Source organism: Streptomyces sp. NPDC051104 (assembly GCF_040682835.1).
In the GTDB taxonomy this organism is placed as follows: domain Bacteria; phylum Actinomycetota; class Actinomycetes; order Streptomycetales; family Streptomycetaceae; genus Streptomyces; species Streptomyces cynarae.
Genome location: NZ_JBFBBS010000005.1, coordinates 1 through 26,648, shown reverse-complemented (window position 1 = coordinate 26,648; position 26,648 = coordinate 1). Strand labels below are relative to the sequence as shown.

Sequence of the window (26,648 nt, the reverse complement as noted above, 5' to 3'; positions counted from 1 at the left end):
CGGCGACGCCGACGAGCCGTCGTCCGCCTCGCACCATCCCGGTCACGCCGACGAGCCGTCGTCCGCCCCGCACCATCCCGGCGACGCCGACGAACCGCGCCCGCCCCGCACCTCCTCGACGGCCGCGGCCGACCTACGATCCGGCGCATACCCCGGCAGGTGCCGCACCTGTCGCACCGCCAGGTTCCGTTCGACGGCGGCGGGTACCGCACGCGGCATGGGATCTTTGAGTTCGCCGGGTCTGCTCCTGCTGTTCGCGGCCAGTGCCGCGGTCATCTGGTACGCGGGCGTCAAGCTGTCCGACACCACCGACGTGCTTGCCGAACGGCTGCACCTGGGCAGTGCGCTCGGCGGTCTGATCCTTCTGGCCATCGCCACGAACCTGCCCGAGACCGCCATCACCGTCAGTGCCGCCATGGCCGGTCAACTCGACGTCGCCGTCGGCAACATCCTCGGCGGCATCGCCGTCCAGACCGTCGTCCTGGCCGTCCTGGACGCCACCGGGGTCCGTCCGTGCGCACCGCTGACCCGCCTGGCCGCCAGTCTCCAACTGGTCCTGGAGGGCGCCCTGGTGGTGGCCGTGCCAGCCGTGGTCGTCATGGGCACTCAGCTCCCCCCGGAGCTGCACGCCGCGGGCCTGGCCCCCGCGTCCGTGGCGATCGCCGCGCTGTGGGTGATCGGCCTGGTGCTGCTGAACCGGGCCGGACGCGGCCTGCCGTGGCGCGAGGGCGGCGACGCCCCCGACAGCCAGCCCGAACCGCGTGGCCACTCCAGGGCCAAGAAGGAGAAGGCGGCCGGCGACCGCGGCGTGAGCACCGCACGTGCCACGCTCGTGTTCTCCGTCTCGGCCCTGGCGACCCTGGTGGCCGGTGTGGTCATCGAACGCAGCGGCGAGGAGTTCTTCGCTCTTCGCGCGGCAGGGACTGAGCGGCGCGCGGTTCGGCGCCACCGTGCTGGCCGTGGCCACCGCCCTGCCTGAGATCAGCACCGGTCTGACCTCCACAAAGCTCGGCGACTACCAGCTCGCCGTCAGCGACATTTTCGGCGGGAACACCTTCCTGCCCGTGCTGTTCCTGCTCGCGAGCCTCATCTCGGGCAAGCCCGCACTGCCGGCGGCGCACCACGCGGACGTCCATCTCACAGCGCTCGGCATCATCCTCACCGTCGTCTACATGGCGGGCCTCGTCTTCCGGCCCCCGCCGCCAGTACGCCCGGATGGGCGTCGACAGCGCCACGGCGGTGATCGTCTACCTCGCCGGTATAGCCGGACTGGCGACCAACTCCGGCTGAGCGCGGATTCCGCGCGCCATCGCCAATGTTATCAACGCCGACTACCCGGCTCTGATCAAGGATTTACCATCGCCTGATTGTTTCTGGGCGAACCGTCCGGATAGCGTCCCGGCAGCGGCCTCCCTCACTCACCACACCGTGGGCCGGGGAAGGCTTCTGTGAGCATTTCTGGTCCGTCAACTCCCCTGTGCGGGCGTGCGGAACCGGCGAGAGCGGGGACATGGAAGAAGGCGGCGACGCGTTCGACGGAGCACCGTCGAAAGCGAGTGCACGTGAATGCGTCAGGCGCTCCTCTTCTTCCGGGGAATTAGTTTTCTCTCCGTTTTCCGTGGTGTCACCGACGAGTAATCAGGGACGCCCGGTCCGCGGTCGACGCAGACCGTACTGACGCGGTTCTCCCGTCCCCGCGCGCACGCCACTCGGCGGTGACCGGCAGCGGCGGCAGCGCGCCGCACATCCGCCGGCACCTGCCGAAACGGCGGTCACGGTCGGACCAGCCCAGACCAGTCGCTCTCCATCGGCACCACACAGAAGGGCACTTCCTTGCGCTCAAGCGCCGAACACGCGACACCGGAGCAGCCGGACAGCAGACGCAGACGCCGGGCGGGCTCCGCCGCGGCCACTCTGCTGTCCGCCGCCGCACTCCTGACCGGCGGACCGCTCACGGCGACCGCGTCCGCGGCCTCGGCCACCGCGGCGGCCCACGTCAAGCACCTGTGCGCCCAGGCCACCAAGCCGGGTCAGATGGCGTGCCTCGCCGAGGCCAGGACCGACATCGTCCAGCACATGACGCTGAGCGCGAACGCCACACCGTCCGGCTACGGCCCCTCGGACCTGCAGAGCGCCTACAACCTGCCTTCCTCCACGGCCGGTTCGGGCCGGACCGTGGCGATCGTCGACGCCATGGACGACCCCACCGCCGAGTCGGACCTCGCCACCTACCGGTCCCAGTACGGCCTTCCCCCCTGCACCACCGCGAACGGTTGCTTCCGCAAGGTCAACCAGACCGGCGGCACCACCTACCCGAGTGCGGACGCCGAATGGGCCGGCGAGATATCCCTCGACCTCGACATGGTCAGCGCCGTCTGCCCGCAGTGCCACATCCTGCTCGTCGAGGCCAACTCCTCCAGCGTGTCCGACCTCGGCACGGCCGAGAACAAGGCCGTCGCCCTCGGCGCGAAGTACGTCTCCAACTCCTTCGGCGGCACCGAGGACCCGAGCGAGACCACCGCGGACGTCCAGTACTTCAACCACCCCGGCGTCGCCATCACGGTCAGCGCCGGGGACGGCGGCTACGGCGCCGAGTACCCGGCCGGCTCCCCGTACGTCACGGCGGTCGGCGGTACCTCGCTCGTGCGCGCGGGCACCTCCCGGGGCTGGAGCGAGTCGGTGTGGTCCACCGGCAGCACCAACGGCACGGGATCCGGATGCTCCGCGGTCGAGCCCAAGCCGTCCTGGCAGTCGGACACCGGCTGCTCCCGTCGCAGCGTCGCGGACGTCTCGGCGGTCGCCGACCCGGCCACCGGTGTCGCCGTCTACGACACCTACGGGGCCTCCGGCTGGGACGTCTACGGCGGCACCAGCGTATCCTCGCCGATCGTCGCGGCCACCTACGCCCTCGCGGGCACCCCGACCGCGAACAGCTACCCCTCCTCGTACCTCTACGGGCACACCGCGGCGCTGAACGACGTCACCACGGGGTCCAACGGCACCTGCTCACCCACCTATCTGTGCACCGCGGGCGCCGGCTACGACGGCCCGACGGGCCTCGGCACCCCCAACGGCACCGCCGCCTTCGCAGGCGGACCGAACTCCGTCAACGCGCTGCAGCCCGGACAGAAGCTGACCTCCGGCCAGCGGCTGAGCAGCGCGAACGTGACGCTCTCCATGGGCAGCGACGGCAACCTGGTCGCCTACCTCAAGACGGGCGCGGCGGGCAACGGCCCGGCGATCTGGTCCAGCCACACCTCGGGCCACTCGGGGGCGTACGCCTCCATGCAGAGCGACGGCAACCTGGTCGTCTACGCCGCCGGCGGCGGCGCCCTGTGGTCCACCCACACCAACGGTCACACCGGCGCCTACCTCCTGCTGCAGGACGACGGCAACCTCGTGGTGTACGGCGCCGGCGGCGGCCCCAGCACCGGAGGGTCGCTCTGGGCGGACGGCACCAACGTGCGCTCGACGACGATCAAGTCGGGCCAGAAGCTCAACGGCGGCTGGTGGACGCAGACCCGGTACACCCGCCTGGTGGTGCAGGCGGACGGCAATGTCGTGATGTACCGCACGCGCGACGGCAAGGCCATCTGGTCCACCGGCACCTACGGTCACGCGGGCGCCTACGTGTACATGCAGAGCGACGGCAACCTGGTCGTCTACAAGAGCGGCGGCGGCCCCAGCACCGGCGGCGCCCTGTGGTCCACCCACACCTACGGCCACTCCGGCGCCTACGCCCTCATGCAGAGCGACGGCAACTTCGTCGTCTACAAGAGCGGCGGCGGCCCCAGCACCGGCGGCGCCCTGTGGGCCAGCAACACCTACAAGTCGGTTCCCTGACCTTCCCCACCACCGGTTGCCCCGCCCGACGAACGGGCGGGGCAGCCGCGTCCACCCTGCGGGACACGCCGTAGGGGAAGACCCCGACTGGCGCGGAACACGACGAAGGCCCCGACCGGCGAACCGGTCGGGGCCTTCGTCATGCCCTGGCGGGCGAGTGCGGAGGATACGAGATTCGAACTCGTGAGGGGTTGCCCCCAACACGCTTTCCAACTGTTCGTCCGGGTGTTCGGCAACACCCGTCAGCGTCCTGACCTGGGCCGAGAGGGCCCGATGGAAGTACCCCGGACACCTCTGAACAGAGGTGAATGCAACCCAAACTGCAACCTTCGGACCGGCTTCCCGGCGGGTGTGCCATGCTGCCCCACCACCCGTCGGGAGCCTCTTCGTCCTGAATAACGGGCGGTATGGTCGGTGAGGTCATCCACGCAGGTCAGAGGTGGCGCAAAGGTCGTTGGGCGGTCACTGTCGGCCGGTCCGGTTGCTGTACTTCGCTGCTGTACTTCCGGGGGCGCGATCGGCTACCGGCTTGGATGGCCTATACGCGGGTCGCATTGTTGGCATGGGCCGGTGTTGGGTGGTCTCCCGGGGGCTTGGGAAGCGGGTCGGCTCCCAGAAGGAGCGCCACGCCTACTTCAGGATCTCGCCGACGGGTACCCACGCGATCGTTGCATTTGGTGCGCGTGGGGGCAGTGGTTCAACAGAGCTGGGACCTGCGCATCACAAGTGCTGGTGCGGGCGTGGTGCATGGGTTCTGGCGGTGCTTCAGTGTCCGGAACCACCTGGTCAGAGCAGGTATCGGGTGCTCACGTACCGCTCACGCATGCGAGCTGCTGAGCAGCAGCATTCGGTTACAAGAGGACGCCCAGCCAGCGATTCCGGCAGTTCGGCAAAGGCGTCCTCCCGCAGGTCCCGGATGCCTCGACGAGCCGCCGATGTCGGCCAAGGTGGGCCGAAAAACGCCGTTGATCAGCCTCGACATGACATGTTTGAATCAACCGTCGGCGAACGTTTGTTCGCGCACTAAAACGGGGTCGCGGGAGAATGCAGCCCCCTTTACCGACACACAGGAGGGGACTTATGGAAACCATCGAGTTCGATGAGTTCACGCTCGAGGAGATATCCGTCGAGGACGTTCCGGACACCACCGGACTTCCGGTGATGGGGGCCTCCGACGCAGCGTCCTGCTGCGCCGCGAGCTGTTCCTGCTGCAGCAGCTCCAGCTGACTGAGCAGGGCGGCAGAGTAGAACGATGGCCGGGGAGTCGCCTCAGTGGCTCCCCGGCACCATTCACTCTTCACTGAGGACGGGGGAACGTGCAAAGTTTTTCGGTTGTCAATCTGTGTGCGACCCGGGTAAATCCTCTCCCATGCACAGCGATCGCTCATCCCTCTTCCTCCGAAGCCTGGGATCGGGTCGTGACCCTGTGCGGTGAGGCGCTGTCGGCCGCCGATGCCGCGGTCCGCGTTCTGGGCAACGAGATCCGGACTGCCGAAGAGCCCACGGGTCTCGTCCGGTTGCGACGCCGTATTCGTGACAAGCCGACCACACCGCTCAGTGAAGGAAGCGGTAACCCACGCCCGTACGTGGCCCGGTGGAATTCCGCAGTCATGAACTACCTCCGCACTCTCCAGCTCTTCACCGGCGAAGCGAGAACCGGTATCCGGCATGAGCGCCAGGCACTGGCCGTGCTCTGCGCGGACGGGCATTTCGCTTCCTCCGTCGATATCGTCAGCGGGGATCTCGGACGGGCCGTGAGGCGTTATGCCGAACACGGCGGTGAGGTCGACCGAGCCGACCGCAAGTCGGAGGCTCGTATCGCGGCCTATGCCTTGCGCGCGATGACGCGGACCAGCCCCCGAGCCCGGTTCACCGCCGTCTCTCTGGGTCTCATGGATGCGGCTGACGCCACTCAGGAGGCCGTACGCGGCTGGGAGGCCGAAGCGCCGGCTGTCGTGGCCCGTGCTGTGGAGGTGCAGCGCGGAGCGCTGCTGGTCGCCACTCAGCCGGACACCGATGCCCCCGACCATGTGCGCCTGGCGCCGCTGCTTCCGACTGACGAGGCCCGTCTCGCCTTCCTCGCGGTGAACCGGGACGGGGGCCGACCCCGCCGAGTCGCCGTACGGCAGGGCCCGGAGGTTGCCTGCCTTATGGAGGTGTGCCGTTACGGAGCGCACCCGTGGACGCAGGTGCGCATGCGCCTCGCGGAGCGCCTCGACTGTGCGCCGTCGCGCGCCGAACAGGTGATGGGCGCCGCACTGCGGTCCGGCCTGCTCGTGCCCGCCCTGGCGGTGGACGAGCAGCAGCCCGGGTTTCTGACGGCCTGCGCGGCGGCGATCGCACCCGACGACCCACGGCGGGCGTTGGTAGCCGACCTCGCCGTGATGGCCGACCGGCTGGCCTGTGACGACGCCACGACGCGGCCCGAAGCGATGGAACAGCTCCGGTCGGCCATGGCCCGACTGCCCCATGCGGCAGCGGTGGGCATGCAGGTGTACGAGGACACTCTGGCGAGCTCGCCGCCGCCGCCTCGGCCCCGTACGGCCCTGGCGGCCATGGCCGAACTCTTGCCAGCTCTCAGCGTGTTCGACCTGAAGACGGATCTGCGGCTGGCGTTGCAGGCAGTGACCCGCCGAGCCGGGGGCAGGGTGCCGCTCCTCGAGCAGGCGGAACGCCTCGCCGCCGAGGCCGCCCGGCTGGTGACGGCAGCTTCCGGTGGACAGCCGGAGATCGACGACGCGGAGATCCGCAAGGCGTTCGAGGAACTCTGGGACGTCCGGCGCGCCGTCCTCACCGACCTCGCGGACTGTTTCGGCCGGGTGGGCAACGCCACCGAGGCCCGCCTGGACGAGGACACCGTGCGGCGCTGGAACCGGTCCGTGCCCGCCTGGGCGCGGTGCGACACCGCCTCGTACGGCGTGATGATGCAGCACGGCGACGGGCTCTGGGTGTGCAACAACATCTACGGCGGGCTGGGCGCGACATACGCCCGCTTCCTCCACCTCGACGCATCGGCGGGCCGCGCCACCGCACACCTGCGGGCCCGGCTGCGGAACCACTTCGGTGCCGGGGTGGCGGAGGACCGGCACGCGCACGGATTCAACACCGGTGTGCATCCTCGTTTGCTGGATGAGGTCATGGGGCCGCAGGACTGGGCGGACGCCACGCTGGTCGACGAGAAGGGGCCGGGCCGGCTGCGGCTGGAGACACGGCGTGCGCTCCGGCCGGTGGTGGTCACCTCAACACGGTGGGACTTGCTGGCCGCCCCCAGCCGGATCGCGCTGTGGCTGCAGGGCGGCGGGCTGATCAGCTGCGCCTTCGACCAGTTCCACCGGGCGGCGCGGCGGTCCGACGCGTCAGGCGGTGTGCTCGCCGTGCCTCGGCTGCGCTACCGAGACGTCGTGCTGCAGCGCCGCCGCTGGTACCTACCCGACCTCACGCCGCTGACCGATGCGGCCCGCGGCGCCGAACCGGACCTGCGCCGGCTGGCGGAGACGATGGCACGGCACGGGATGCCGAGGCAGCTATTCTGCAAGGACCTCCCGCCCTGGCACGACGAGGAGAATCCGGTCCCGGATCTCACGGTGCGCCCGGCGGCACTGACCAAGCCACAGTACGTGGACACCGCCAGTGCCCTGACTCTGCGCTCGCTCGCCAAGACGGCCCGGGAGTTCACCCGCCCGTTCGTCGAGGAGTGCCAGCCGGTCCCGGTCGAGGGCCGGCACGTACGGGAGATCACTTACGAGTTCGACGCGTCGGCCGCGCCGGGACAGGAAAGGGCGGCGCGGTGCTGACGGTGCTCCGTACGTACGACTACCGCGAGGACGGCCTCCGGCTGATGACGGACGGGATCGTCCCCGTGCTGACGGCCATTCAGTCCGAGGCCACCGTGTGCTTCCCAGCCCGTCACTGGGACGGGGGGCCCCACGTGGACCTGAACCTCGGGTACGAGCCGCTCCCGGCGGTCCGTCTGGCGGAGCTTCGGACCATGCTCTCGGCCGCCGCAGACGAGTCGGCCACCTGGTCCCCGGAGCACTATCAGCAGCGGACCCGGCGGCTTGCCGCCCTGGAGGGCCGTACGACCTGGCAGCCCGCGCCGCATCCGCACGGCGCGACCGAGGTCGAGACGCTACCGGACCAGCCGACCGCGACGACCGTGCTGCGCCACCGGCTCCTCACCGGCATGGCGCTCCTGCTCGCCGCGCTGCCGAGCGGCGATGCGGCCGCCGCGCGGGCGCAGGCGCCCGGCCTGGCCCTGCGCTGGATGGCTGCGGCCGCCTCCGTCTACCCCGGCGGCATCCGGTTCGGCTCGCTGTCCTTCCGTTCGCACGCGGAGGCGTTCCTCGCGTCTCGCCCGGACGGTGCCGAACAGCGGGCGCGCTTCGCGGCAGCGTACGAGCGTTTCCGCCCCCAGCTCGAACGACTGGCCGAGCTGGCCCTGGCGGAACCAGACCGGCTGCCCGGACACGCGCAGTGCCGCGCCGTCTATCGGGAACTCGGTGCGCCGGAGATGCGCACCGAGATCGACGCCCTCCTGACCGGCACCGCGCACCGCACCCAGCCCGCACCGGCCGCCCTGAGCGCGTTCCACCAGCAACTGGCGGAACGGGGCTTCGGCCGACATGAGCCGGAGGGCTACCGGCCCTTCCGGGTCCTGGTCAACTGGCTTTACGAGGCCCTCCAGTGGCTCGGCGTCACACCGCTCAACCGTTACCTCTACTGTCACTGCCTGGCCACGGTGATCGACGACCGGCTCGGCGAGAGGTGGCAGGACCGAATCGCTGTGAGGCCCGTCTGACATGCGCCTGAAACTTCGTCCCAGCACCGTGTACGGCGGCACCGCCGACGGTGTCTTCGTACAGACCCCGCGCGACTCATTCACCCTGCGGCTGCCACCCGCGCTCGTCGAGGCGGTGTGCGCGTGGATCAGGACCCTGGAGGAGCCCCACACCGTCGACGACCTCGTACGGCAGACCGGAAACCCCAAGGCAGGCCCCGTCATCGAGCGCGTCGTACAGCAGCTGCGGGCGCGCGGCGCGATCGTGCCCGTCGACTACGCAGTGCCGGGCGATGTGCCCGAGGCAGCGGTGGCGTACGTGGAAAGCCACTGCGAGGACCCGGGCACGGCCCTGGACCGGCTCGCCAGCGCCAAGGTCACGGTGAGCGGACCTGAGGGGTCGGCGTCAGCGGTCCGGGACGCCCTGGCGGACCGCGGGGTGCCGGCGGTGCTGCGGACTGGTGGCCCCCAGGACGCTGCGGCCCTCCTAGCGGTAAGGAATGACGACGGGACGCTCGACGTGCGGCTCGCAGTGGCTGGAAGCCGGGTGTGGGTCGCCTCCTCCGGGCTCGCGGGCGCGGCGCACGACGCACTGCGGGACCGTCTGCTCCGGCCGGGCACGCCGAGCGAGGCCGCCCTCCGGCTGGCCGCGGGACTCTCCGCCGACCAGATCTTCCGTGAGCTGACCGGTCTGGACTCGGAAGCCGCGCGCACGGTGCACGTGGTCGACTCAGCCCCGTTGGGCTGGCGCACCGTCGTCGTGGAACCGAGACACTCGGCCCCGGCTGACGGCCGCACGCTCCTCCTCGACGACTCATCCGCAGCGGACGACCTCATCGGGCTGTACCGCCGGGACACCCCCGGCGACTGGCCGCAACTGCCCGTCTGCCTCGCCCGGATCGCCCCCGGCCCGGGTTCTCCCGGCTGGCCCCACGGGATCGGCTGGGGCAGGACGTACGGCGAGGCCGAGAACGAGGCGCTACGAGCATTCCTGCGCAGCGACGACGCCCTCGGCGGAGCCGGTGCGACGCCCTCGGCTGCCCTCCTGGACGCGGCCTTGCGGGTCGTCGCCGAGGAGCTGACGAAGACCTCGGCGGACCGCTGGCTGCCCGGCGTGCCACATCGGGCGGACATACCGGCAACCGGGGCCGCACCGGCTCACATGGAATCCGGCCCGGCGTCCTGGCGCCACCGACTCCACGAACCAGCACCGGGCCTGTACCTCGCCGAAGTGACGGACGGGACACGGCAGACCGCCGCCTGGGGACTGTCCCCCGCACAGGCCCGCGATCTCTCGGTCGGCTGCGCCGAAGCCCGACGGCTGCTGGACACCTCCGGTGTGCGGGACACGTCCGCGTGCCAGCTCGACACGCGGGTGAGCGAGGAACTGGCTGCCGCCCAGGCGGACGTCACGGAGTTCGCCGCAGCACTGCTCGGCCGGAGAGTCGCCTGGCGACCGACGCCGCCCGACGTGCTCGTCGGCGCCGCTCCCCTCGCGGCGGGACATCTCGACCCGGCCGCGTCGGGAGCCGGGAAGTGACCCCGGTGATGTCCGCACCGGACCTCCTTCCGGCGGACGTGTGCACGCTCGTCGGTGTCCTGGAAACCCGCTACGACGCGCAGGTTACCCTGCTCGCCGGGCACGACCGGTCGGCAGAGGCCGCTCGGTTGGCCGAGGCCGCCGCGACGGGCACGCAGCTGCTGTCCGTACGGCTGTGGGCGTCCGAGGTCGAGATCGGGCCGCTGTGGACTGCCGACTCCGGCACGGGCTGTCCCGTCTGCCAGGTGACTGCGCATCTGCGCACCCGGGGCATCACCGCGCCCCCGCCGGTCGTGCGGGGCGGCCGCAATCCCGTACCGGCCCACCTCGCCGACCTGCGACTGGGGCTGGAGCTGGTGGCGGAAACCGGTCTGGAGCCGGGCGAGGTCGTGCTGGTCTCCCGGCGTGGCAGCAGCCGGCACCGCGTGCCGAGGGGGACCGGATGCCCGGCGTGCGGGACGTTCGCCACCACCGATGCCGGTCCTCGGGACGCCGCCCCGCTACTCGACGTCGACCTGAGGCAGGCCGAGGGTCCAGATCTCACCCTGCCGACCCTGCGCCAGGCCCTGTTCGACACCCGCTACGGGCCGGTGGTGGGCATCCAGCCGGTGCCGGACAGCCCGGCGTCCCTGGTGGCCGCCGTGCACGCCCGCCACCACGCGGCGAAGGACACCGCCGGGTACGGCCGGGGGCGGACGATGGCGGCCGCGGCGCGGCTCGCCCTGCTGGAACGCCTGGAGCGGGCCGGTTCGGAAGCCCTCGTGCGCGCCGCCGAGCCCCTGCGTGCCTCCTTCCGCGAGCTGCCCGGGCGCGCGCTCGACCCGCGCCGCCTGGGCCATCTCACCGTCGAGCAGTACGCGCATCCCGCCTGCCGGGTGGACCCCTTCGACGAGGAAGCCCCCCTGCGGTGGATCCCGGCCCGAGTCTGGGGGTCTGCCGAGAGGTCCTGGGTACCGCTGGAGGCTGGTTCGTACCACGTGCCGCCGGAGCCGATGCCGGGCAAGCGGTGGGGGCGGGTGTTGTACGAGTCCTCCAACGGGTGCGCGCTCGGCGCGAGCCTCGACGAGGCAGCGTTGCACGCCCTGCTGGAGGTGGCTGAACGAGACGCCTTCCTGCTCACCTGGTGGGCTGCCCGACCCGTCCCCCGTATCGACTGGTCTTCGGTAGCCGACGACACCTCACAGGCCCTGCGGGCCGCGATGCGGCGGGTCGGATACGAGGTCCACTTGTGCGTCATCACGCAGGACGTGCCGATCCCCGCTGTCTGGGCACTGGCCCTCAACCCCGCGTCGGGGGACAAGTACAGTCTGACCACGGCCGCGGCACACCCCGACCCGCTGACCGCGATCCGTGCCGCCGTCACCGAGCTGGCGCCACTCGTGCTCGGCAACCTGGTCGTGCCCGACCGCTCGGCGGCGCTGCGGCTGCGCGAGGACCCCTGGAACGTCACCGACCTGGACCACCACATCCAGTGGTATTCGGTGCCCGAGTCCCGGGTGGCGTTCGAGCCGTTCCTGTCCACCACCCCCGTACCCCTGGCCGACGCCTTCCCGGACCAGCCCGCCAGGCGGACGCAGACCCTCGAAGCGGCCTGCGCGGACATGCGGGATCGGTTCCGGGCGGCCGGTCTGGACGAGATCCTCGTCGTCGACCAGACGGGACTCGAACACCGGCGGACCGGGCTGCACGCGGTGCGGGTCGTCGTACCCGGGGCGACGCCCCTGTGCTTCGGCTTCGCCAACCAGCGGGTCTTCGGCCTGCCCCGGCTGGAGCCCCTGCTGGGGGCGCCGGGGGCACCGTTGCCCGACCGGATCAGTGTTCATCCTTTTCCCTAGGAGGGGGTCGTCCCACCGTGGTTCCCGCATTCACCGCGTCCTCGCCCGACCGCCTCGGGCCGCGCCCCGCCGATGAACGTGCCTCCGCCCTGCGGGCGATCCTCTCCGCCATGCCGTCCGGTGACACCCGGAATGATCCTGAGGCTCCGCCGCACCGGCAGCGCGTGCGGGCCGCAGTGACGGAGCTGCGCACCGCGTGGCCGTTCCAGGCGGTCCCGGCCCGCTGGAACGCGCTCGACGAGGTCCCCTGGCCGGACTCCGGCCCCGGACACAGCGTCTCCCTCCGCAGTGTCACCGCGACCGCCTGCGCTCCGATTCGCTTCGAACTGGACAATCCCTACACCGAGCACCGCCCCTACCCCTCCGCCCGCTGCAAGTTCCCGGTCCGAGTCGTCACGCAGGACGCGACGGGTGACTGGCTTCACGCCCCCGAGCTGGAGGGCTTCCTCGGGGTGCCCTCAGAAGGCACCAGGCACCCGGAGGGCCTTGAAACCTTCTCGGCCCTCGCCGCGCTGCCCGCTTTCTACGGCCCCCTCCGACCCGTGCTGGCGGGTCTTGAGACGGGCCACGTGCTGGCCTCCCTGGCGCTCCTGGGCCGCGCCCTCGGCCGTCCCTTGGAGGTGAGCGGCGCCGCGGAGCACCCGCCGCCCTGGGCCGACCACATCCCCGGCCCTGTGCTGCCCGGCTACCGGATGGCCGACGCGGCGGCAGCTGACCGTGAGCCGGAAGCCGGCTACGCCCCCGACCAGCCGAGTTGGAGCCGCGTGGTGTGGGACCGCAACAGCGGCCGCGTACCGAAGGGCATCTCCGGCTTCACCGGCGGCCACCGCACACTGCCCATCGGCGCCTGGCGCACCGCCCTGTCCGCGTTGTCTGCCACCACCCGGGGACTGGGGCCGCTCGCCGAAGTCCGGCAACTGCTCGGCGTGCACTGCCTGGTGAGGCGGGTGGAAGGCATCGAGGACGGCATCTACGAAATCTCCTTCGACGGCACGGCCCGACGGATGGGGGATGTTTCCGCAGCGCGTGGCTGTCTGCTCGTCGATGCGGCGCCCGCGCCCCGCCTAGCCTTCGAACTCGACGCCTGCAACCTAGTGTGGGTGTTCTCCGCGAACACCGCGACCGCCTGCCGGGCGTCGTCGGAACCGGCCGAGCGGATCGCCGCGGGGCTGCTCGCGGCGGCCGGGTGGACAGCTCAGCACCTGTCGTACGCGATGGCCGCCCTCGGCCTGTTCGCGCGGCCGCTGCGCAGCTTCCACGGCGGCCCGACGGCCTTGGCACTCGGCCTGGGCGCTAGCCATGTCCCGGTGTACCAACTCGCCTGCGGCCTAGGTCGGTACACCGAGCCGGGAATCGACGTACGCGGTCGCGGACCGAACGAGAAGGAGAACCGCCGGTGACCGTTCCCCGCCCCAACATGGCCGGCTGGCTGTCGTGGCACGTGCATGGGCCAGCCGACGGCACCCGCACCGACCATCTCACCCCCCTGGTCGCGGACAACCTCGCGGAGCTCATCCACACCCAGCGGGAAGCGGGCGCCCTGCGCGGCTGGTTCTTCATCCGATATTGGGAGGGCGGTCCGCACTTGAGAGTCCGGCTTCTGCCGGGCGACGGCGTCCCGGCCGCCCGTCTGGACGAGGCGGTGCGCAAGGCATTCGCGGCACTGCCCATGGAGGGACATCGGCCGGCCGAATACCTGCTGGGCATCAGCGCCCTGGCGGCGGCGAGCGCAGCCGGCGACCCGTCCGTCGACGCACGGATGGCCAGGACTGTGCGGGAGCCCGGCGTGTACGCGGCCGTGTACGAGCCCGAGACCTCCCGCTACGGAAGCGGCGCCGCCCTTGAGGCGACCGAAGACACCTTCATGCTGTCGAGCGAACTCGCCCTCATGGCCGCACGTTCTCGGCTACCGGGCCTGCAGCTACAGCTTTTGGGCCTCGAAATCGTGCTCAAGGCTGCTGCGCTGCTGCGCGGGTCGGGTGGTGGCGAGGACTCGGTGCCCGGTCAGCTCCGGAGACACGCCGACTACTGGCGGGCCTGGTCCGCCTCGGCCGGCAAGGACGTCTTCCCGGCCGGGCCACTGAGTGAAGAGGCGGCCCGCTGGGCCGTGACCCTGCGGGACAAGGCACAGGTCACCGCCCAGCGGCTCGTCAACCGGGCTTCCCTGGTGACCCGTTGGAGCGACGCGCTCGGTAACCTGGTGTCCGGCCCGATCCCCGCGTCCAGCCTCGTGATCTCTCACACCCACATGGCGCTGAATCGGCTCGGGATTTTCGTGCATGAGGAGTTCCTCCTCGTGGAAGTGGCGCGCCGCCTGTGGGCGGCGCAGGAGGAAGACGGCGAGGCATGACGCGAACGGCACCCATGTTGAGCGCACGGGAGATCACCGTCGGCTACGACGACGAAACCGTGCTTGAAGGGGTGGACCTGGCACTGGACGCTGGTCGCTGCCTGGCGGTCGTCGGTGCCAACGGCTGCGGCAAGTCCACCCTGTTGCGCGTCCTCGTCGGCCGGCAGGAACCGGACCGTGGCGAGGTGGAGTTCCTCGGGGCACCGCCACGGGAGACGACAGCCGGGTTTCGGCGGGAGGTGGCCGTCCTGCTGGACGGGGCGGAGTGCTTCCCCGACCTGACCGTGCTGGAGCACGTGCGCATGGTCGCGGTCGCGCACGGGCTGGGCCGGCGGGCCGACGGGGCCTGCGAGGCGGTGCTGGACGCGATTGGCCTGGGCCGTCGCGTGCACGCCTTCCCCGACGCCCTGTCAGCCGGGCAGCGGCAGATGCTGCTGCTGGCCGCCGCACTGGTACGCCCAGCGCGGCTGATCGTCGCGGACGAGCCGGAGCAGCGTCTCGACTCACGCTCCCGTGGACGGCTCGCCTCCGCGCTGCGGACCGCCAAGGAGGACGGCACCGCCGTCCTGCTCGCCTGCCACGACCCGGAACTGGTAGACGCCCTAGCCGACGACATGCTCGTGCTGGATGCCGGGAAGGCAGCGGCGTACGGGGCCGCCGACGAGGTACGGAACCACCGGGCGGTGCCATGGGGGTGAAGTCCTCTCAGATGGATACGAGGCCGGTGCCACTCGAACTGTCGAATGAGCAGTCCGTCCTGGACGACACCACGGCGGATGCCCTCGCCTTCGTACGGAGGACACGACGGGACCGCACGGGCGGCCGGCGACTGCTGGGGGCCCGCGTCGACGACCTGTGGTCGGCCCTATGGACGCTCGCCGCACTGCTTCTGATCCTGGCCGGCGTGCTGCAAGCGGCACCCGGCCTGGGCCGGGCGATCGCCTGGGCCGGCCGCATGGACGTCGCCGCCGAGCAGATCGGTGTCGGCATGGCCGTCACCGCGCTCGGCATGACCGTGGCGGGCTGGCTCGGACCGGTGGTGCTGAGCCCCGCCGAGGTCACCTGGCTGCTGCCACTGCCTGGCGACCGCGGCCGCCTGTTGCGTCCCCGGCTGGTGTCGGCCTTGGCGGCCGCCACCGGTGCGGGCCTGACGACCGGTGCCCTGGCGACGGCGCTGGCGCGGCTGCACACGGGCAACGCGGATGGTGACACGCTCCTCGCAGGGCTCGTGGCCCATGTTTCGCTGGCCTGGCTGGTGGTGTGCGCCGGGGTCCTCGCGGAGTGCCGCCCCGGATGTGCCAGAGTGCTGCGGCGCTGCTCCGGCGGGCTGGCGGCGGCAGGAGTGACGCTCACGCTGCTCGCGGTCTCCGTCGACCTGCCCCGGCCACTGATCGCGATCGCGGCCCTCAGCGGTCCGTGGGGCTGGGCGGGCTGGGCGATCGCGGGGCACACGGCCGGCTCCGCCATGGCGGCCTGCATCACTGTGGCCGTGGCCGCGCTGATCGCGGTCTGGTGGGCGGTGCGCTCCGCCGGGGCCATCTCCACCGGAGAGTTGACCGTCCGGGGCCGGCACAGTCGCCAGGCGGCGCAAGGCGCGTTCCTGCTGGATCTGCGGGGGTTGACGCTCGTCGCCCACGCAGTCTCCCAAGCCGGGCGTCGCCGGGCCCGGCTGCGGCTCCCCACGCCGCCCTTCGCGTGGGCGATACCACTGTGGCGGGACACCGTCGTGCTGTTGCGTCACCCCGGCCGCCTCGCTGTGGCGGGCGCGCTGCTGGTTGCCGGGATTCTCCAGTTCCAGGGCGTCCTGCACTGGCGGCACTCGGCTGATCATCCCGCCGTGAGCCCACTGACCGCGACAGCCCTCGGGTTCTTCCTGACTGTCCCCCTCCACCTGGCCGCCGTCGCACTTGCGGAACCGGCGTACCAGGACACCGACCACACCAGGCGCGCGCTGCTCCTGCCCTTCTCCCCCGCGTCCCTGGCGGTCGCCCACTTCGCTGTACCGACCCTTGCGCTCAGCCTCGGCGGAGGCGGCGCGGCCGCCGTTGCCCTGGCGGCTGGAGGCTCCCCCTCCCTGCACACCGCGCTAGTGGCCTATCTGCCGGTGTTGTCGGCGGCCGCGCCGGCTGTCATCGGAGCCGCCCTAGTCGGCGCCTACCGCGGTGCGCCCCGTTACGACCTGCTGGCACTGTCCGCCGACTGGTACGGGGCACTGCCGTTTCTGTTCTGGCGTACGGCCCCGATGCTGGCGGCCGTCTTTGTCGTGGCCCCTTGGCTCTGGCACGCGCTGGTCGTCTTCCCGGAGGCGTTCCACCTGTCGGCCGCCGTTGCCCTGGTGGTGCGGTCCGCGCTCGTGTGTGCCTGGTCGCTGTGGCGCGTCACACGTCAGGCCCAGTACCTTAACGAATAACTGTGTTCCGAACCGATGGCGACAGCGCCCGCACCTGTTTCAGGTGCCGTCTACGGTGCAGCGGACCATGGTTCGGCCTGCGAGTTCACGGGCGGTACGGCCTACGTCGCGGACACCGACGAGCTGGCCGAACTCGCGTGAGTGGCCCTCGCCGATATCCCCAGCTATGTGCGGTACGGGCTCTTCGGGCCGGTGCAGCAGCACCTCGACGCCACCCTGCGATAACTCGTCGGCCGGACGGCCATCTGTGGGGCCCTGCGGCCTGCCCAGGTCCCCACTTGGCAGCCGCTCGGCTACCGCCGGGGGCGGTTGTCCCGTCCTGGAGTGGTGGAAGGAGTGGTCGGCTGCGGGGTAGGAGTGGCGCCACCGGCAGCCCATGTCCCTGTGGTCGAGCGCCGTCGGGCGGCTTCGGCTCGGCGGTTGGGTGCGGGGTTGCGGCTGGTGTGCTGGATGCGGGTGATCAGGACACGGGCGGGTTGGCGGGCGGTGTTCAGTTCGCGCTGGGCGGCGGCTTCCTTAAGGAGCTGGTGGTGATTGTGGCCGCGTGCTTCGGCGTCGGCGAGGACAGTGGCAAGCGCGGGCCAGCTGGTGTCGGCAAGGATGCGGGCGGCGTGCTCGGGGACGGCGGCGCGGACGTCGCTGGCCAGGGTGCGCCGGCCCTCTTCTTTCGGCTGGCGGTGCGCCAGTTCTGTGAGCGTGGGGGCCAAGGCGTGATTAGCGGCGCTCTGGAGATGCTGGACGGCCTGGCGGGCGGCGTCGGCCTGGTGGGCGTGACTCTTTGCCTCGTGCCAACGTCCGGCGAGGATGGCCGCCCAGACCATGGCTGCGACGAGGGCAGCGAGGGCGCTGCCGTCCGGGCCGGTGGCGGTGTTGACGATGTCGCGGGCAGCGATGCGTACGGTGTCGGCGGCGCGGTCTTCGGCGCGGACCTGTGAGCGCTGGGCTCGGGCGAACGCCCTGGAGGCGGCCTGGAGTTCGACGCGCACGTCCGCTGGGGCCTTCTGCGCGGTGGCTTCCATCAGTTCGCCAAGGGCGGCGATGTGAGCCTGGGCTCGCGCGTCTCCGCCTTCGTCACCAGTGCCGGTGTCGGCGAGCTCGCTATGGAGGGTGTCGAGGGCGTCGGTGGCCTGGTGCCAGGGGGTTGTGGACCGGTTGCGGCGGGCGGTGGGGTGTTCCTCCGGCTGGCTGGTTTCCAGGCGCGTCTTCAGCTTGGGCAGGGAGAGGTCGGGGGCGACCTTCCCGCCTGGCTTATAGATCTGCTCGCCGTCCTTGTTGAGGTCGCCGGGGCGGCCGACGGCATAACCGAGGAGATCGCCGGATGGCCCGCGCTTGGGCTTGACCAAGATGTCGTCGGCTTCGAGGTAGGCGAGCAGTTCCTCGGCGTCGGTGACATGCGGGATGGCGGCGCGGATGCGGTCTTCGAGCCACTGCTGGCTGGTCTGCTCCCAGCCGAGGCGTTCGGCCTTGTGCATCTCGGCCTGGGTGGGGCGTCGGGTGCCGGTGCGGTCGCCCTTCTTGAGCTGGCGCAGCCCGTAGTCCTTCTCGATCTCGCGGCACTCGTCGCCGACGCGTATGCCGCTGTCGTGGAGTTTGGGGCGGCGGCCGTCTTCGCGCACGGTGGTGGCGAGGATGTGGATGTGGTCGTCCGCGTGGCGTACGGCGATCCAGCGGCAGGACAGGTCGTCGTCTTCGGGCGCGATGCCGGCGGCGGCCACGATGCGCCGGGCGATCTCGCCCCACTCGGCGTCGGAGAGGTGGCGGTCCTCAGGCGCGGCGCGGACAGGGCAGTGCCAGACGTGGTCGGTGACCGGCTTGCCGAACTCGCTGTTGCGCAGCCGGACGGGCTCATCCAGGTAGTGGCCGAGTTCGGTCAGGGTGGCCATCTCGTTGCGGCCGGGGTCGGGCATGGCGAGCATCGCGAAGGCGGCGACGATGTGTGGATCGAGGTGTTCGTCGTGGGTTCCGCGGCCATAGAGGTAGGCGAGCAGCCCGCGGGTGTTGGACCCGGCCGGTTTGATGGCGGCGATCATTTCGGTCAGACCTCCGTCGGGTCGGCGGGCTCGCGCAGGGCCTCGGCGATCAGGGAGAGCAGGTGGTGCAGCTCGTCGAGGCGCTCACGTGCGTCGGGCGGGGTACGGTCACTGTTGAGGGCGCGGGCGATCTGGTTGACATTGACGCCGATCCGGTTGAGCTGGCGCAGGACCTGGGCGCGGAAGTGGTGCGTGCGGCGGCGGTCCTCGGACAGCGGAAGGTTGGCGGTGAACCGGCCGGTGACGAAGGCGAGGACGACGTCGGCGGCGAAGCCGGAATCGCCCTTGTAGCCATGCTCGGCGGCAGCCTCTTGGAGCCCTGCGTGCTCGTCACCGGTGAAGCGCAGCGGGCCGACGCGGACGGTGCGCTTGCTGCCGGTGAAGCGGCGGATCGTGGGCTGTGCGCTCTTCACTGCGGGCTCGCCGACGGCAGTCTCGGCGGCACGAGCAGGGCGAAGGGTCTCGCGCTGGATGGCGTGGAGCGTGTCCGGGTCGGGGCCTCCCTCGGCCCCGACCTCCCGGCCTGGCGCCCCCTGGCGCCGGGGCTTCTCCGCCACCCCCGGGGCGGAGATCCCCGAAGACCGGCCTTGAGTCGGACTCGGGGTACTACTGGCTCCGCCAGGGGCCGTCCGTCCGAACGCACGCCTAAGACGCCCCAGCAGCGTAGGTGACTTCGCCAGCGACGGAAGTACGTCAGGGTTGTGATCGGTGTGATGGGAGTCGTGTGTCACGAACGGGTTCTCCGGGAGGGGCAGGAGGCTGAGCCAGGTGGTCGTCAGCCGTCGAGGGAGGCGCTGAGTTCGGCCTTGACCGCGCGGACGATGGCGCCGGCGTGGTCGCTGGCGACGCTGTATCCGTCGCCGCGTACGGCCCCTTCCAGGAGGTCGCGGGACAGACGGCCGTGCTCGTCATGGAGACGGTGGGCGTAGTCGCGAAGGATCTCGTCGGAGGCGCGGGCTTTGCGGCCCGATCGCTTCGGCTTCGGCGTAGCGCTCTTGCCTGGTTCGGCGCCTGAGCCATTGCTTGGCAGGTGTTCCCTGAGGGAACGCGCCGTCTGTTTCCCGAGGGAAGGCGCTGTCTGTGCCCTCGGGGAACAGCCCGCGCGGGCTGCCTGTTCCGGTCCGGAGCGGGCGGTGGGATTCGGGCGGGCGGACTGCGGGCGGGGCCGGTCTTCTGCCCGTTCGTCGCCTTCTGCCCGCCCGTCGGAGTCCGCCCGGGAGTGGTCGGGCTGGGCCGCGGGCGGGCTGACGGGCTGCCTGGCGGGCGTGGTCCAGCGCTCGGGCAGGTCGATGGTGGCCAGGGCGGCGGCTTGGCGGCGGGTGGCGAGCTGGCGCAGCAGCTGCTCGTTGCGGCGCGGGTCGGCGTCGACGCCGGAGCGGGCGAGCGCCTTAGACAGTCGACGCACGGTGCGCCGACCCGCCCGCCCGGTGCGCTGCTCGGGCTTCATCTCAGACAAGCGGGTGGCCAGGGCGACAGCCCGGTGCGTGGCGCGGTCGTGGATGATCTGGGCGGCTCCCTGGTCCTGCTCGATGATTCCCAGGCGTGCGAGCAGCCGCTCGCGGGCCTGCCGTGTGAGGACGGCGGCGAGTCCGCGGGATGCGGCGTCGGGGGTGTGCTGGCGCAGTTCGATGCCCATGGCCAGGTGCCACAGCACGGCGGCCATCACCGGGCCGGTGAAGGCGCGCACGGTGCCGCCGACCGGGCCGGACTCGGCGTAGGCGGGGATGGTCTGCATGGCGGTGATCACCCAGACCAGGACTCCGGGCAGGCCGGCCGCCTGCCTCGGTCCGTGCAGGTTCTGGCGGGCCATCAGCGCCATCGAGAACAGGGCGAACTCGGCAGCGGCGAACATCGCGGCGCGCTCGGAGATGTTGCGCATGTCGAGGTAGTGGGCGGCGAAGCGCCAGCTCGTGTCCGCGCTGTAGGCGGTGCACACCAGCGCTGCCACGGTCGCTGCGAGGACTGCGGGCGAAAGGCGCCGCTTCCGGTCGTGGGTGCGGCGTTGGCCACGTCGGGCCCACAGGCCCGCAAGGAGTGCGCCGGCGGTGACGGCCAAGACGGCCACGGGCAGGAGCGGACCATCGGTGAACGGGAGCGAAGCGGTGGCGAGCGGGTCGGTTATCGCGGGCGGCATGTACTGGGGTACTCCGAGGGTTTGGGGAGGAGGCGATCACGGCGTTCACGGAGGGGGGCGTACACGCGGGCCCCCTTCCAAAGGGGGCCCCGCGCGTGATCGCTTGGGTGCGTGTACGGCGTGGACGCTCGTGTGATCGCTCTACCTGCGGTTTTGTGGTGAGCGTGTGCGCTGTGAGCGGGTTACGGCGGTGCGCGGGCGGAGGGGCCGCGTGTACGGTCGCGTGAACGCTCCGCAGGGGGCCGGTGAAGGGTTCAGCCGACGGCGGTGAGGTGGCGGGCGGAGGCGTAGTAGCGGGCCTGCTGGCCGCCTCCGGCCCCTCCGGCGATGCCGTCGGCCTTGGTGGCCAGGCCGCTGTCGACGAGGCGGCCGAGGTGGCGTCGAGCCTTCTCGATGTCGGCACGTTCGGGGTCACCCCCGCCGATGAGGATGGTCGTCAGGTCGCGTGCGGTCAGCCCGTTGGGGGCGTTGCGCAGCAGGACGGCGGGGTCCTTGGTGGGGTCGACGGTGGTGGTGCCGCGCACGTGGTCGTGGGTGACGTCCAGGGGGCCGACTTCACCGGTGGGGGTCTTGAGGTGGTGCAGGGTGACCGCGGGGTCGCCTGCCCGGCCGGTGACGAACAGGACGCTGCCCGCGCCGGCGGTGATCCAGGTGGAGCCGTAGACCTGGTCCAGGCTGGGGCGCTGGCCGCGCGGCGCGTCGGCGGTGGCCTTGCGCTGGTGGTGCAGCTCCATGATCTCCACGCCGTTGCGAATGGCGCGCATGCGCGCGTTGTGGAAGGCGACCGCCAGGCTGTCGTCGACCATCGTGCTGACCGCGTCCTTGAGGCTGTCGATCACGATGGTGTCGGCCTGGTGGGCGGCGGCGAGGTCGGCGAGGAGGTCAGGCTCCTTGTCGAGAGTGGCGGGCAGCGGGCCTTCCCAGACCACGAGCCGCTCGCGCAGGATCTTCTCGTCGGTGGGGAAGACTCGGCGGGCCATGGCCTTGGCGATCTGCTTCGGGCGGTCCATGGCCAGGTAGAGCACGCGCCTGCTGGGGGCGACGGGCATCTCCAGGGCGGTCTCGTGCAGGCCGATGCGGGCGAAGATCACCTGGTGGGCCAGGGTGGTCTTGCCGACGCCCGGAGCGCCGACGATCATCAGGCTCTCGCCGGGGGCCCAGACGGTCTTCTCGCGAGTGCCCCACAGGGGCTCGGCGTCCGCGCCGCTCTCTTTGACGAACGACCACCCGTCGGTGGCGAAGCGGGACAGCCGCCCCTGTCCCGACGCGAGTGCGCGCTCGCGTTCGGCGCGTACCTCGGCTTCGACCTCGCTGCGTATCGCCTCCGGATCCGCACCGGGTTCCTGGGCCCGCTGGAGGGTACGCACGGCGGAGGTCACCAGGCGGCGCAGGTCGGCCTTCTCGCGGACGATCTCCGCGTGGTGCGCCGCGCTGCCGGTGCCGTAGGGCGCGTTGGCGAGCTGGAACACGTAGGTGGGACCACCGACCCGCTGCAGGTCACCTTGCTGCTGGAGCAGCTCGGTGAGGACGATGGGGTCGGTCGGCCTGTCCTCGCGGTGCTGGGCGAGGAGCGCGCGCCAGATGGTCTCGTGCGCGGGCCGGTAGAAGGCGTCGTCGCCCAGGATGGGCCGGACGGCGTCGATGAGGTCGGCTTTGTGCATGCAGGCGCCGAGGACCGCGCACTCGGCGTCCACGTTGAACGGAGGTTCCGTCGGCGTGGAGTCCTCGCCGAAGCGGGATGGCATCTGGGGCGGCAGGGTCGTACCCTGAGGCATAGAGCTCCTCACCCGGCAGGCCATTACGGGGCGGCAACCCCGGCCGGTGCCGGTTTCGATCGTTCAGGGATGGATGGTTGTGCGGTGGAGCCTCTACTTCGGCCCCGGTGTTCGTAGCACCGGGGCCGCTTGCGTGTGCGGAGTCGTCCACCGCTGTACGGCGGACTACGACCATAGCCGAGATTTTCGTCAACGCAACGCCTTGCATTTCACTCCGCAATGATGTTTAGTTGTGGACGCTGGCCCCAGTGGACCCGGTTGTCGCGTGAAGGGAGGTGCGCATGAGTGGTGAGGAAGGTGCGGAGCGCGCCGGCCCTGGTCGTCCGGTACCGGAGGAACACGTCGCCGCACGCATCAAGCTGGAGCGCGAGGTCCGCGGTTGGAGCACGGTGAAGCTCGCCGAGGAGATGGCTGCCGCCGGCCATCCGGTCAACCAGGCGGCGATCTGGCGCATCGAGAGCGGCAAACCCCGTCGCAGGGTCAACCTCGACGAGGCGCTCGGCTTCTGCAAGGTCTTCGACATCACCATGCAGGACCTGACCGGACCGCCAGGAGAGCTGGCCACGCCCCGCATCCGCCAGCTCGCCCATGAGTACGTCCAGATGACGCGGGAGTATCGCCAACTGCGAGCGGCGATCGACCGGAACCAGATGCACCTGCACGAGATCCAGATGGAACTCGACGCCTACGGGGACAAGGGGCCCGAGCAGAGAGGACAGGTCGACGAACTCCTCCGGCTCGAAGAACGAGCCCTGCAGAGGAGCATGCACCCGTCCCGGGCACACCTGCGAAACCAGGAGGAGCAGCCACCCGCCGGCGAGTAGCCGGCTGTTGCCCCTCTTACGGCGCTACGAACGCCGAGAAACCTCACGCGTGGCGACCTCCGTCGCCGACGACCACCACCATCCATCCATCCCTGAACGACGCCACTGGCCAGGCCGACGGGAGTTGCCGCTCCCGCGAGGCCGTGATGCCGGCGGGAGGAGTACCCCTTGTCGCAGTCCACCCTGCCCGTTTCCCAGATAGCCCAGCTCCTGGACGTCCCCGAGGACGCCCTGCGCACCCTGATGGCCGAGCGGCGATCCGCTGTCGACACGACCCTGGTCGCCCTCACCGTCGCCGAGGCCGCCCGTCGGATCGGCATCGGCCGCACCAAGCTGTACGAGTACGTCTCCTCCGGCGAGATCGCCTCCGTCAAGATCGGCAGCTTGCGCCGCATCCCAGCAGAGGCGGTGAACGACTTCCTGGCCCGCCGTCTGTCGGCGACCGACTTCGGGGCCGCCGCGTGACTCGAGCCTCCGCACCGAAGTCCCGCCAGCCCAACGGCGCCTCCTCGATCTTCCAGGGCAAGGACGGCCGATGGCACGGCTACGTCACGGTCGGCACGAAGGATGACGGCAATCCCGATCGGCGCCATGTCAGCCGCAAGACCCGCCCCGAGGTCACCAAGCTCGTACGCGATCTGGAAAGGCAGCGCGACAAGGGCACGGTTCGCAAGGCCGGCCAGAGCTGGACGCTGGGCAGCTGGCTGACGCACTGGGTCGAGAACATCGCCTCCGCGCACGTCTCGGAGAACACCATCGACGGCTACCGCGTCGCGGTGAACCACCACCTCATCCCCGGCCTGGGTGCCCACCGCCTGGAGAAGCTCGAACCCGAGCACCTGGAGCGCTTCTACAAGAAGATGCAGGACTCCGGCAGTGCAGCCGGCACCGCCCACCAGGTCCACCGCACCGTGCGCACTGCCCTCAACGAAGCGGTCCGCCGCGCCCACCTCACCGCCAACCCGGCCACGATCGCTAAGGCCCCGCGCCTGGAAGAGGAGGAGGTCGAGCCGTACACGGTCGAGGAGGTCCAGCGCCTGCTCGCCGAGGCTGCCAAGCACCGCAACACCGCCCGCTGGGTGATCGCCCTGGCCTTGGGCCTGCGGCAAGGCGAGGTCCTCGGCATGCAGTGGGACGACGTCGACTTCGAGCTCGGCGTCATCCGCGTACGGCGCGGTCGGCTGCGGCCCCGCTACAAGCACGGCTGCGGAGACCGCTGCGGACGCAAGCCCGGCTTCTGCCCCCAGAAGATCAACACCCGTCGCGAGACGAAGAACGCCAAGTCCCGCGCCGGCCAGCGCCCCATCGGCGCCCCTGACGAACTCCTCCAGCTCCTGCGCCAACACAAGGAGGATCAGGCCCGTGAGCGCGCCCGGGCCCGCGACCTGTGGACGGAGAAGGGGTACGTCTTCACCTCGCCCACCGGCGAGCCCCTGAACCCGAACACCGACTACCACAAGTGGAAGGAGCTCCTGAAGGCTGCGGGCGTCCGGGACGCCCGCCTCCACGACGCCCGCCACACCGCGGCGACCGTCCTGCTCATCCTCGGCGTCCCCGACGCGGTCGTCGACGCCATCATGGGCTGGGAGCCCGGCAAGTCCGCCCGGATGCGCCGCCGCTACCAGCACCTGACCAGCCGCGTCCTCAAGGACACCGCCGCCAAGGTCGGCGGCCTGCTGTGGGGCACGGACCAAGCGGAGGGTGCCGCGCCGGAGGCCGGCCAGAGCCCCATCCCCGCAGAGCTGGTGGTCCACGTCGCCCGCCTCGGCGAGCGGCGCGTTCCCTTCCTTCACCGCGAGCACGCCGACGAGGTCGTCGCACGGTGGAGCGAGGACTGGCCCGACCACACCGCCGACGTTGAGGAATGGGACCGCTGGCGCTGGGAACACCAGGGCCCCGGCGGCGCGAGCGCCATCCGCGACCGCGTGCCGAACTGGGCCGTGGTCTTCCACGCCCGAGCCGTCTTCCTTCCCGGTGGGGAACGCGCGGCGACCGGTCTCCCCGAGCAGTGGTCGGTGCCGGCCTGGGACTTCGAGACCGACCGCTACACCGACCGCGTCTCGGCCTGGCGCACGGCCCGACGCCCCGGCGCAGGCCAGGAGGTCGAGGCCCAGGTGCGAGGAACGGACAAGACGGCCGTGGAGACGGCCTTCACCGAGGCTTGTGCACAGGCTGTGGACCGCGCCCGGAATCCGGGGAAGTACGGCGACACCGACGACTGGTGATGACGGACGCCTCCGTCGGGACGCCAGGCGGTGACGGAGGGCGCCAGCGGGAACTCCGCTGGCGCCCTCCGCTGCGTGTAGACCGACTCCGTGTCGCTACAGCTGGTTCTTCCAGTTGCGGATGGCCTGGTCGAGCTTGGCGCGAAGCCGGTCAGCGGCCGTCGTTCCGGGAAGCAGCTGGGGGTACGCCTCACTGTCCCTCCTGGCGATCAAAACGCCGAGAGTGGTGGAGCTCTGCGACGGGAAGACCAGTGAGCACTTCTTCCCGCCCAGCTCCTGCGCCAGTCCCAAGAATCCGCGGCCGATCCCGAGGCCGGGTGAGGTGCCGTAGTGCTTTGCCTCGATCGCGGCGACGAGCCCCTTGCCCCGGGGGTGGACCATGGCCCGGCGGCTCCGCTCGGCCTCCTGGTGGTCCAGCACGGCGATGTCGCACTCGTGCGCGCCACCTTCGATGTGGCGGCCGCGACGTACACGCCCAGGTGGATCTCCAGCTTCTTCTGCGTGTCCGGGAAGCTCACCACCGCTCGGGTGAAATCGCCGGACCACAGGTTGCCGGGGGACCGGCGGAAACGCAGCGCGGTGGCCGGGTTCGTGCCGTCCTGCGTGAGGAGCGTGGTTCCGCCCGCAGTCCTTGCGGCATCGAGGCACACGACGACCAGGGATGCCTCATACAGGTCCGACTCATCGGCCTGACCGCTCCTGCCTCAGATGGTCGGCGAGATCAGGCAGCCTCTCTGCGAGATGCGCCATGAGGTGTGCGAACTGATCACTTCCGTCGATAGGCACGTTGTCCCTCGCTTGGTGTTCTAGTACTTCAGCTGTAGATCGTGATCTTCATGTCTGTGATGCGGCTTGTCGTCGGTAGTGGCTGGTGCGTGATCGCTGCTGATGGCGGCGGCGCCAGT

Annotated in this window: 19 protein-coding genes and 2 pseudogenes; 16 read left to right on the top strand and 5 right to left on the bottom strand. The window is 71.0% G+C overall.

The genetic code is table 11. From position 1 onward, the window contains the following. From AB0N14_RS09900 to AB0N14_RS09840, 13 genes and pseudogenes are all read left to right on the top strand, one after another. Positions 1-979 (top strand): annotated as a pseudogene (locus tag AB0N14_RS09900) (hypothetical protein); the annotation flags it as partial. After that, entirely contained in the window at positions 870-1,367 is a 498-nt protein-coding gene (locus tag AB0N14_RS09895) for a hypothetical protein (RefSeq protein WP_366025174.1), read from the top strand. The pseudogene AB0N14_RS09900 and the gene AB0N14_RS09895, both read left to right, overlap by 110 nt. 667 nt (positions 1,368-2,034) lie before the next feature. Next, entirely contained in the window at positions 2,035-3,843 is a 1,809-nt protein-coding gene (locus tag AB0N14_RS09890) for a hypothetical protein (RefSeq protein WP_366025391.1), read from the top strand. Between the two features lie 1,080 nt (positions 3,844-4,923). Then, positions 4,924-5,070, top strand: a complete 147-nt coding sequence (locus tag AB0N14_RS09885) for a thiopeptide-type bacteriocin (RefSeq protein WP_366025173.1) — start codon at positions 4,924-4,926, stop codon at positions 5,068-5,070. A gap of 383 nt (positions 5,071-5,453) precedes the next feature. Continuing rightward, positions 5,454-7,637: a lantibiotic dehydratase gene (locus AB0N14_RS09880; RefSeq protein WP_366025172.1), complete on the top strand. Its 2,184-nt coding sequence runs from the start codon at positions 5,454-5,456 to the stop codon at positions 7,635-7,637. After that, on the top strand, positions 7,631-8,641 hold the full coding sequence (locus tag AB0N14_RS09875; protein WP_366025171.1) for a hypothetical protein: 1,011 nt from the start codon (positions 7,631-7,633) through the stop codon (positions 8,639-8,641). Before AB0N14_RS09880 ends, AB0N14_RS09875 begins: the two co-directional genes overlap by 7 nt. Before the next feature lies 1 nt (position 8,642). Continuing rightward, on the top strand, positions 8,643-10,160 hold the full coding sequence (locus AB0N14_RS09870) for a hypothetical protein (protein WP_366025170.1): 1,518 nt from the start codon (positions 8,643-8,645) through the stop codon (positions 10,158-10,160). An 8-nt stretch (positions 10,161-10,168) separates the two neighbouring features. Beyond that, a complete protein-coding gene (locus AB0N14_RS09865; RefSeq protein WP_366025169.1) occupies positions 10,169-11,995 on the top strand; it encodes a YcaO-like family protein in 1,827 nt (608 codons plus the stop codon). A gap of 17 nt (positions 11,996-12,012) precedes the next feature. Continuing rightward, positions 12,013-13,395 (top strand): hypothetical protein, encoded by a 1,383-nt coding sequence (locus tag AB0N14_RS09860; protein ID WP_366025168.1) that lies wholly within the window; start codon positions 12,013-12,015, stop codon positions 13,393-13,395. After that, positions 13,392-14,345, top strand: coding sequence for a lantibiotic dehydratase C-terminal domain-containing protein (locus AB0N14_RS09855; RefSeq protein ID WP_366025167.1), 954 nt, complete (start codon positions 13,392-13,394; stop codon positions 14,343-14,345). Before AB0N14_RS09860 ends, AB0N14_RS09855 begins: the two co-directional genes overlap by 4 nt. Further along, positions 14,342-15,043: an ABC transporter ATP-binding protein gene (locus AB0N14_RS09850; RefSeq protein WP_366025166.1), complete on the top strand. Its 702-nt coding sequence runs from the start codon at positions 14,342-14,344 to the stop codon at positions 15,041-15,043. The genes AB0N14_RS09855 and AB0N14_RS09850 overlap by 4 nt, the downstream gene beginning before the upstream one ends. Positions 15,044-15,069: 26 nt before the next feature. Beyond that, a complete protein-coding gene (locus AB0N14_RS09845) occupies positions 15,070-16,755 on the top strand; it encodes a DUF6297 family protein (protein WP_366025165.1) in 1,686 nt (561 codons plus the stop codon). A 72-nt stretch (positions 16,756-16,827) separates the two neighbouring features. Next, positions 16,828-16,980, top strand: a pseudogene (locus AB0N14_RS09840) (NUDIX hydrolase); the annotation flags it as partial. Between the two features lie 68 nt (positions 16,981-17,048). Here AB0N14_RS09840 and AB0N14_RS09835 read toward each other — a convergent pair. The 4 genes from AB0N14_RS09835 to AB0N14_RS09820 form a co-directional block, all read right to left on the bottom strand. Beyond that, positions 17,049-18,785 carry a mobilization protein gene (locus AB0N14_RS09835; protein WP_366025164.1) on the bottom strand — a complete coding sequence of 579 codons (1,737 nt, stop codon included), beginning with the start codon at positions 18,783-18,785 and terminating at the stop codon, positions 17,049-17,051. A gap of 5 nt (positions 18,786-18,790) precedes the next feature. Then, positions 18,791-19,342, bottom strand: a complete 552-nt coding sequence (locus AB0N14_RS09830) for a MobC family plasmid mobilization relaxosome protein (protein ID WP_366025163.1) — start codon at positions 19,340-19,342, stop codon at positions 18,791-18,793. Positions 19,343-19,560: 218 nt separating this feature from the next. Beyond that, positions 19,561-20,919, bottom strand: coding sequence for a hypothetical protein (locus AB0N14_RS09825; RefSeq protein WP_366025162.1), 1,359 nt, complete (start codon positions 20,917-20,919; stop codon positions 19,561-19,563). A 254-nt stretch (positions 20,920-21,173) separates the two neighbouring features. Then, positions 21,174-22,694, bottom strand: coding sequence for a DnaB-like helicase N-terminal domain-containing protein (locus tag AB0N14_RS09820; RefSeq protein WP_366025161.1), 1,521 nt, complete (start codon positions 22,692-22,694; stop codon positions 21,174-21,176). A 281-nt stretch (positions 22,695-22,975) separates the two neighbouring features. On the opposite strand from AB0N14_RS09820, the gene AB0N14_RS09815 reads away from it, so the two are divergent. From AB0N14_RS09815 to AB0N14_RS09805, 3 genes are all read left to right on the top strand, one after another. After that, positions 22,976-23,518: a helix-turn-helix transcriptional regulator gene (locus AB0N14_RS09815; RefSeq protein ID WP_366025160.1), complete on the top strand. Its 543-nt coding sequence runs from the start codon at positions 22,976-22,978 to the stop codon at positions 23,516-23,518. Between the two features lie 168 nt (positions 23,519-23,686). Continuing rightward, positions 23,687-23,983, top strand: coding sequence for a helix-turn-helix domain-containing protein (locus AB0N14_RS09810; RefSeq protein WP_366025159.1), 297 nt, complete (start codon positions 23,687-23,689; stop codon positions 23,981-23,983). Further along, positions 23,980-25,743, top strand: a complete 1,764-nt coding sequence (locus AB0N14_RS09805; RefSeq protein WP_366025158.1) for a site-specific integrase — start codon at positions 23,980-23,982, stop codon at positions 25,741-25,743. Before AB0N14_RS09810 ends, AB0N14_RS09805 begins: the two co-directional genes overlap by 4 nt. A gap of 96 nt (positions 25,744-25,839) precedes the next feature. Here AB0N14_RS09805 and AB0N14_RS09800 read toward each other — a convergent pair whose 3' ends face one another. Beyond that, positions 25,840-26,163 carry a hypothetical protein gene (locus AB0N14_RS09800; RefSeq protein ID WP_366025157.1) on the bottom strand — a complete coding sequence of 108 codons (324 nt, stop codon included), beginning with the start codon at positions 26,161-26,163 and terminating at the stop codon, positions 25,840-25,842. Positions 26,164-26,648 lie beyond the last annotated feature (485 nt).

Coding starts and splice junctions, on each gene's coding strand:
- AB0N14_RS09890 (WP_366025391.1), top strand. CDS start 2,035: ATGGCGTGCCTCGCCGAGGCCAGGACCGACATCGTCCAGCACATGACG.
- AB0N14_RS09885 (WP_366025173.1), top strand. CDS start 4,924: ATGGAAACCATCGAGTTCGATGAGTTCACGCTCGAGGAGATATCCGTC.
- AB0N14_RS09880 (WP_366025172.1), top strand. CDS start 5,454: ATGAACTACCTCCGCACTCTCCAGCTCTTCACCGGCGAAGCGAGAACC.
- AB0N14_RS09870 (WP_366025170.1), top strand. CDS start 8,643: ATGCGCCTGAAACTTCGTCCCAGCACCGTGTACGGCGGCACCGCCGAC.
- AB0N14_RS09865 (WP_366025169.1), top strand. CDS start 10,169: ATGTCCGCACCGGACCTCCTTCCGGCGGACGTGTGCACGCTCGTCGGT.
- AB0N14_RS09850 (WP_366025166.1), top strand. CDS start 14,342: ATGACGCGAACGGCACCCATGTTGAGCGCACGGGAGATCACCGTCGGC.
- AB0N14_RS09835 (WP_366025164.1), bottom strand. CDS start 18,785: ATGATCGCCGCCATCAAACCGGCCGGGTCCAACACCCGCGGGCTGCTC.
- AB0N14_RS09825 (WP_366025162.1), bottom strand. CDS start 20,919: ATGCCGCCCGCGATAACCGACCCGCTCGCCACCGCTTCGCTCCCGTTC.
- AB0N14_RS09820 (WP_366025161.1), bottom strand. CDS start 22,694: ATGCCTCAGGGTACGACCCTGCCGCCCCAGATGCCATCCCGCTTCGGC.
- AB0N14_RS09815 (WP_366025160.1), top strand. CDS start 22,976: ATGAGTGGTGAGGAAGGTGCGGAGCGCGCCGGCCCTGGTCGTCCGGTA.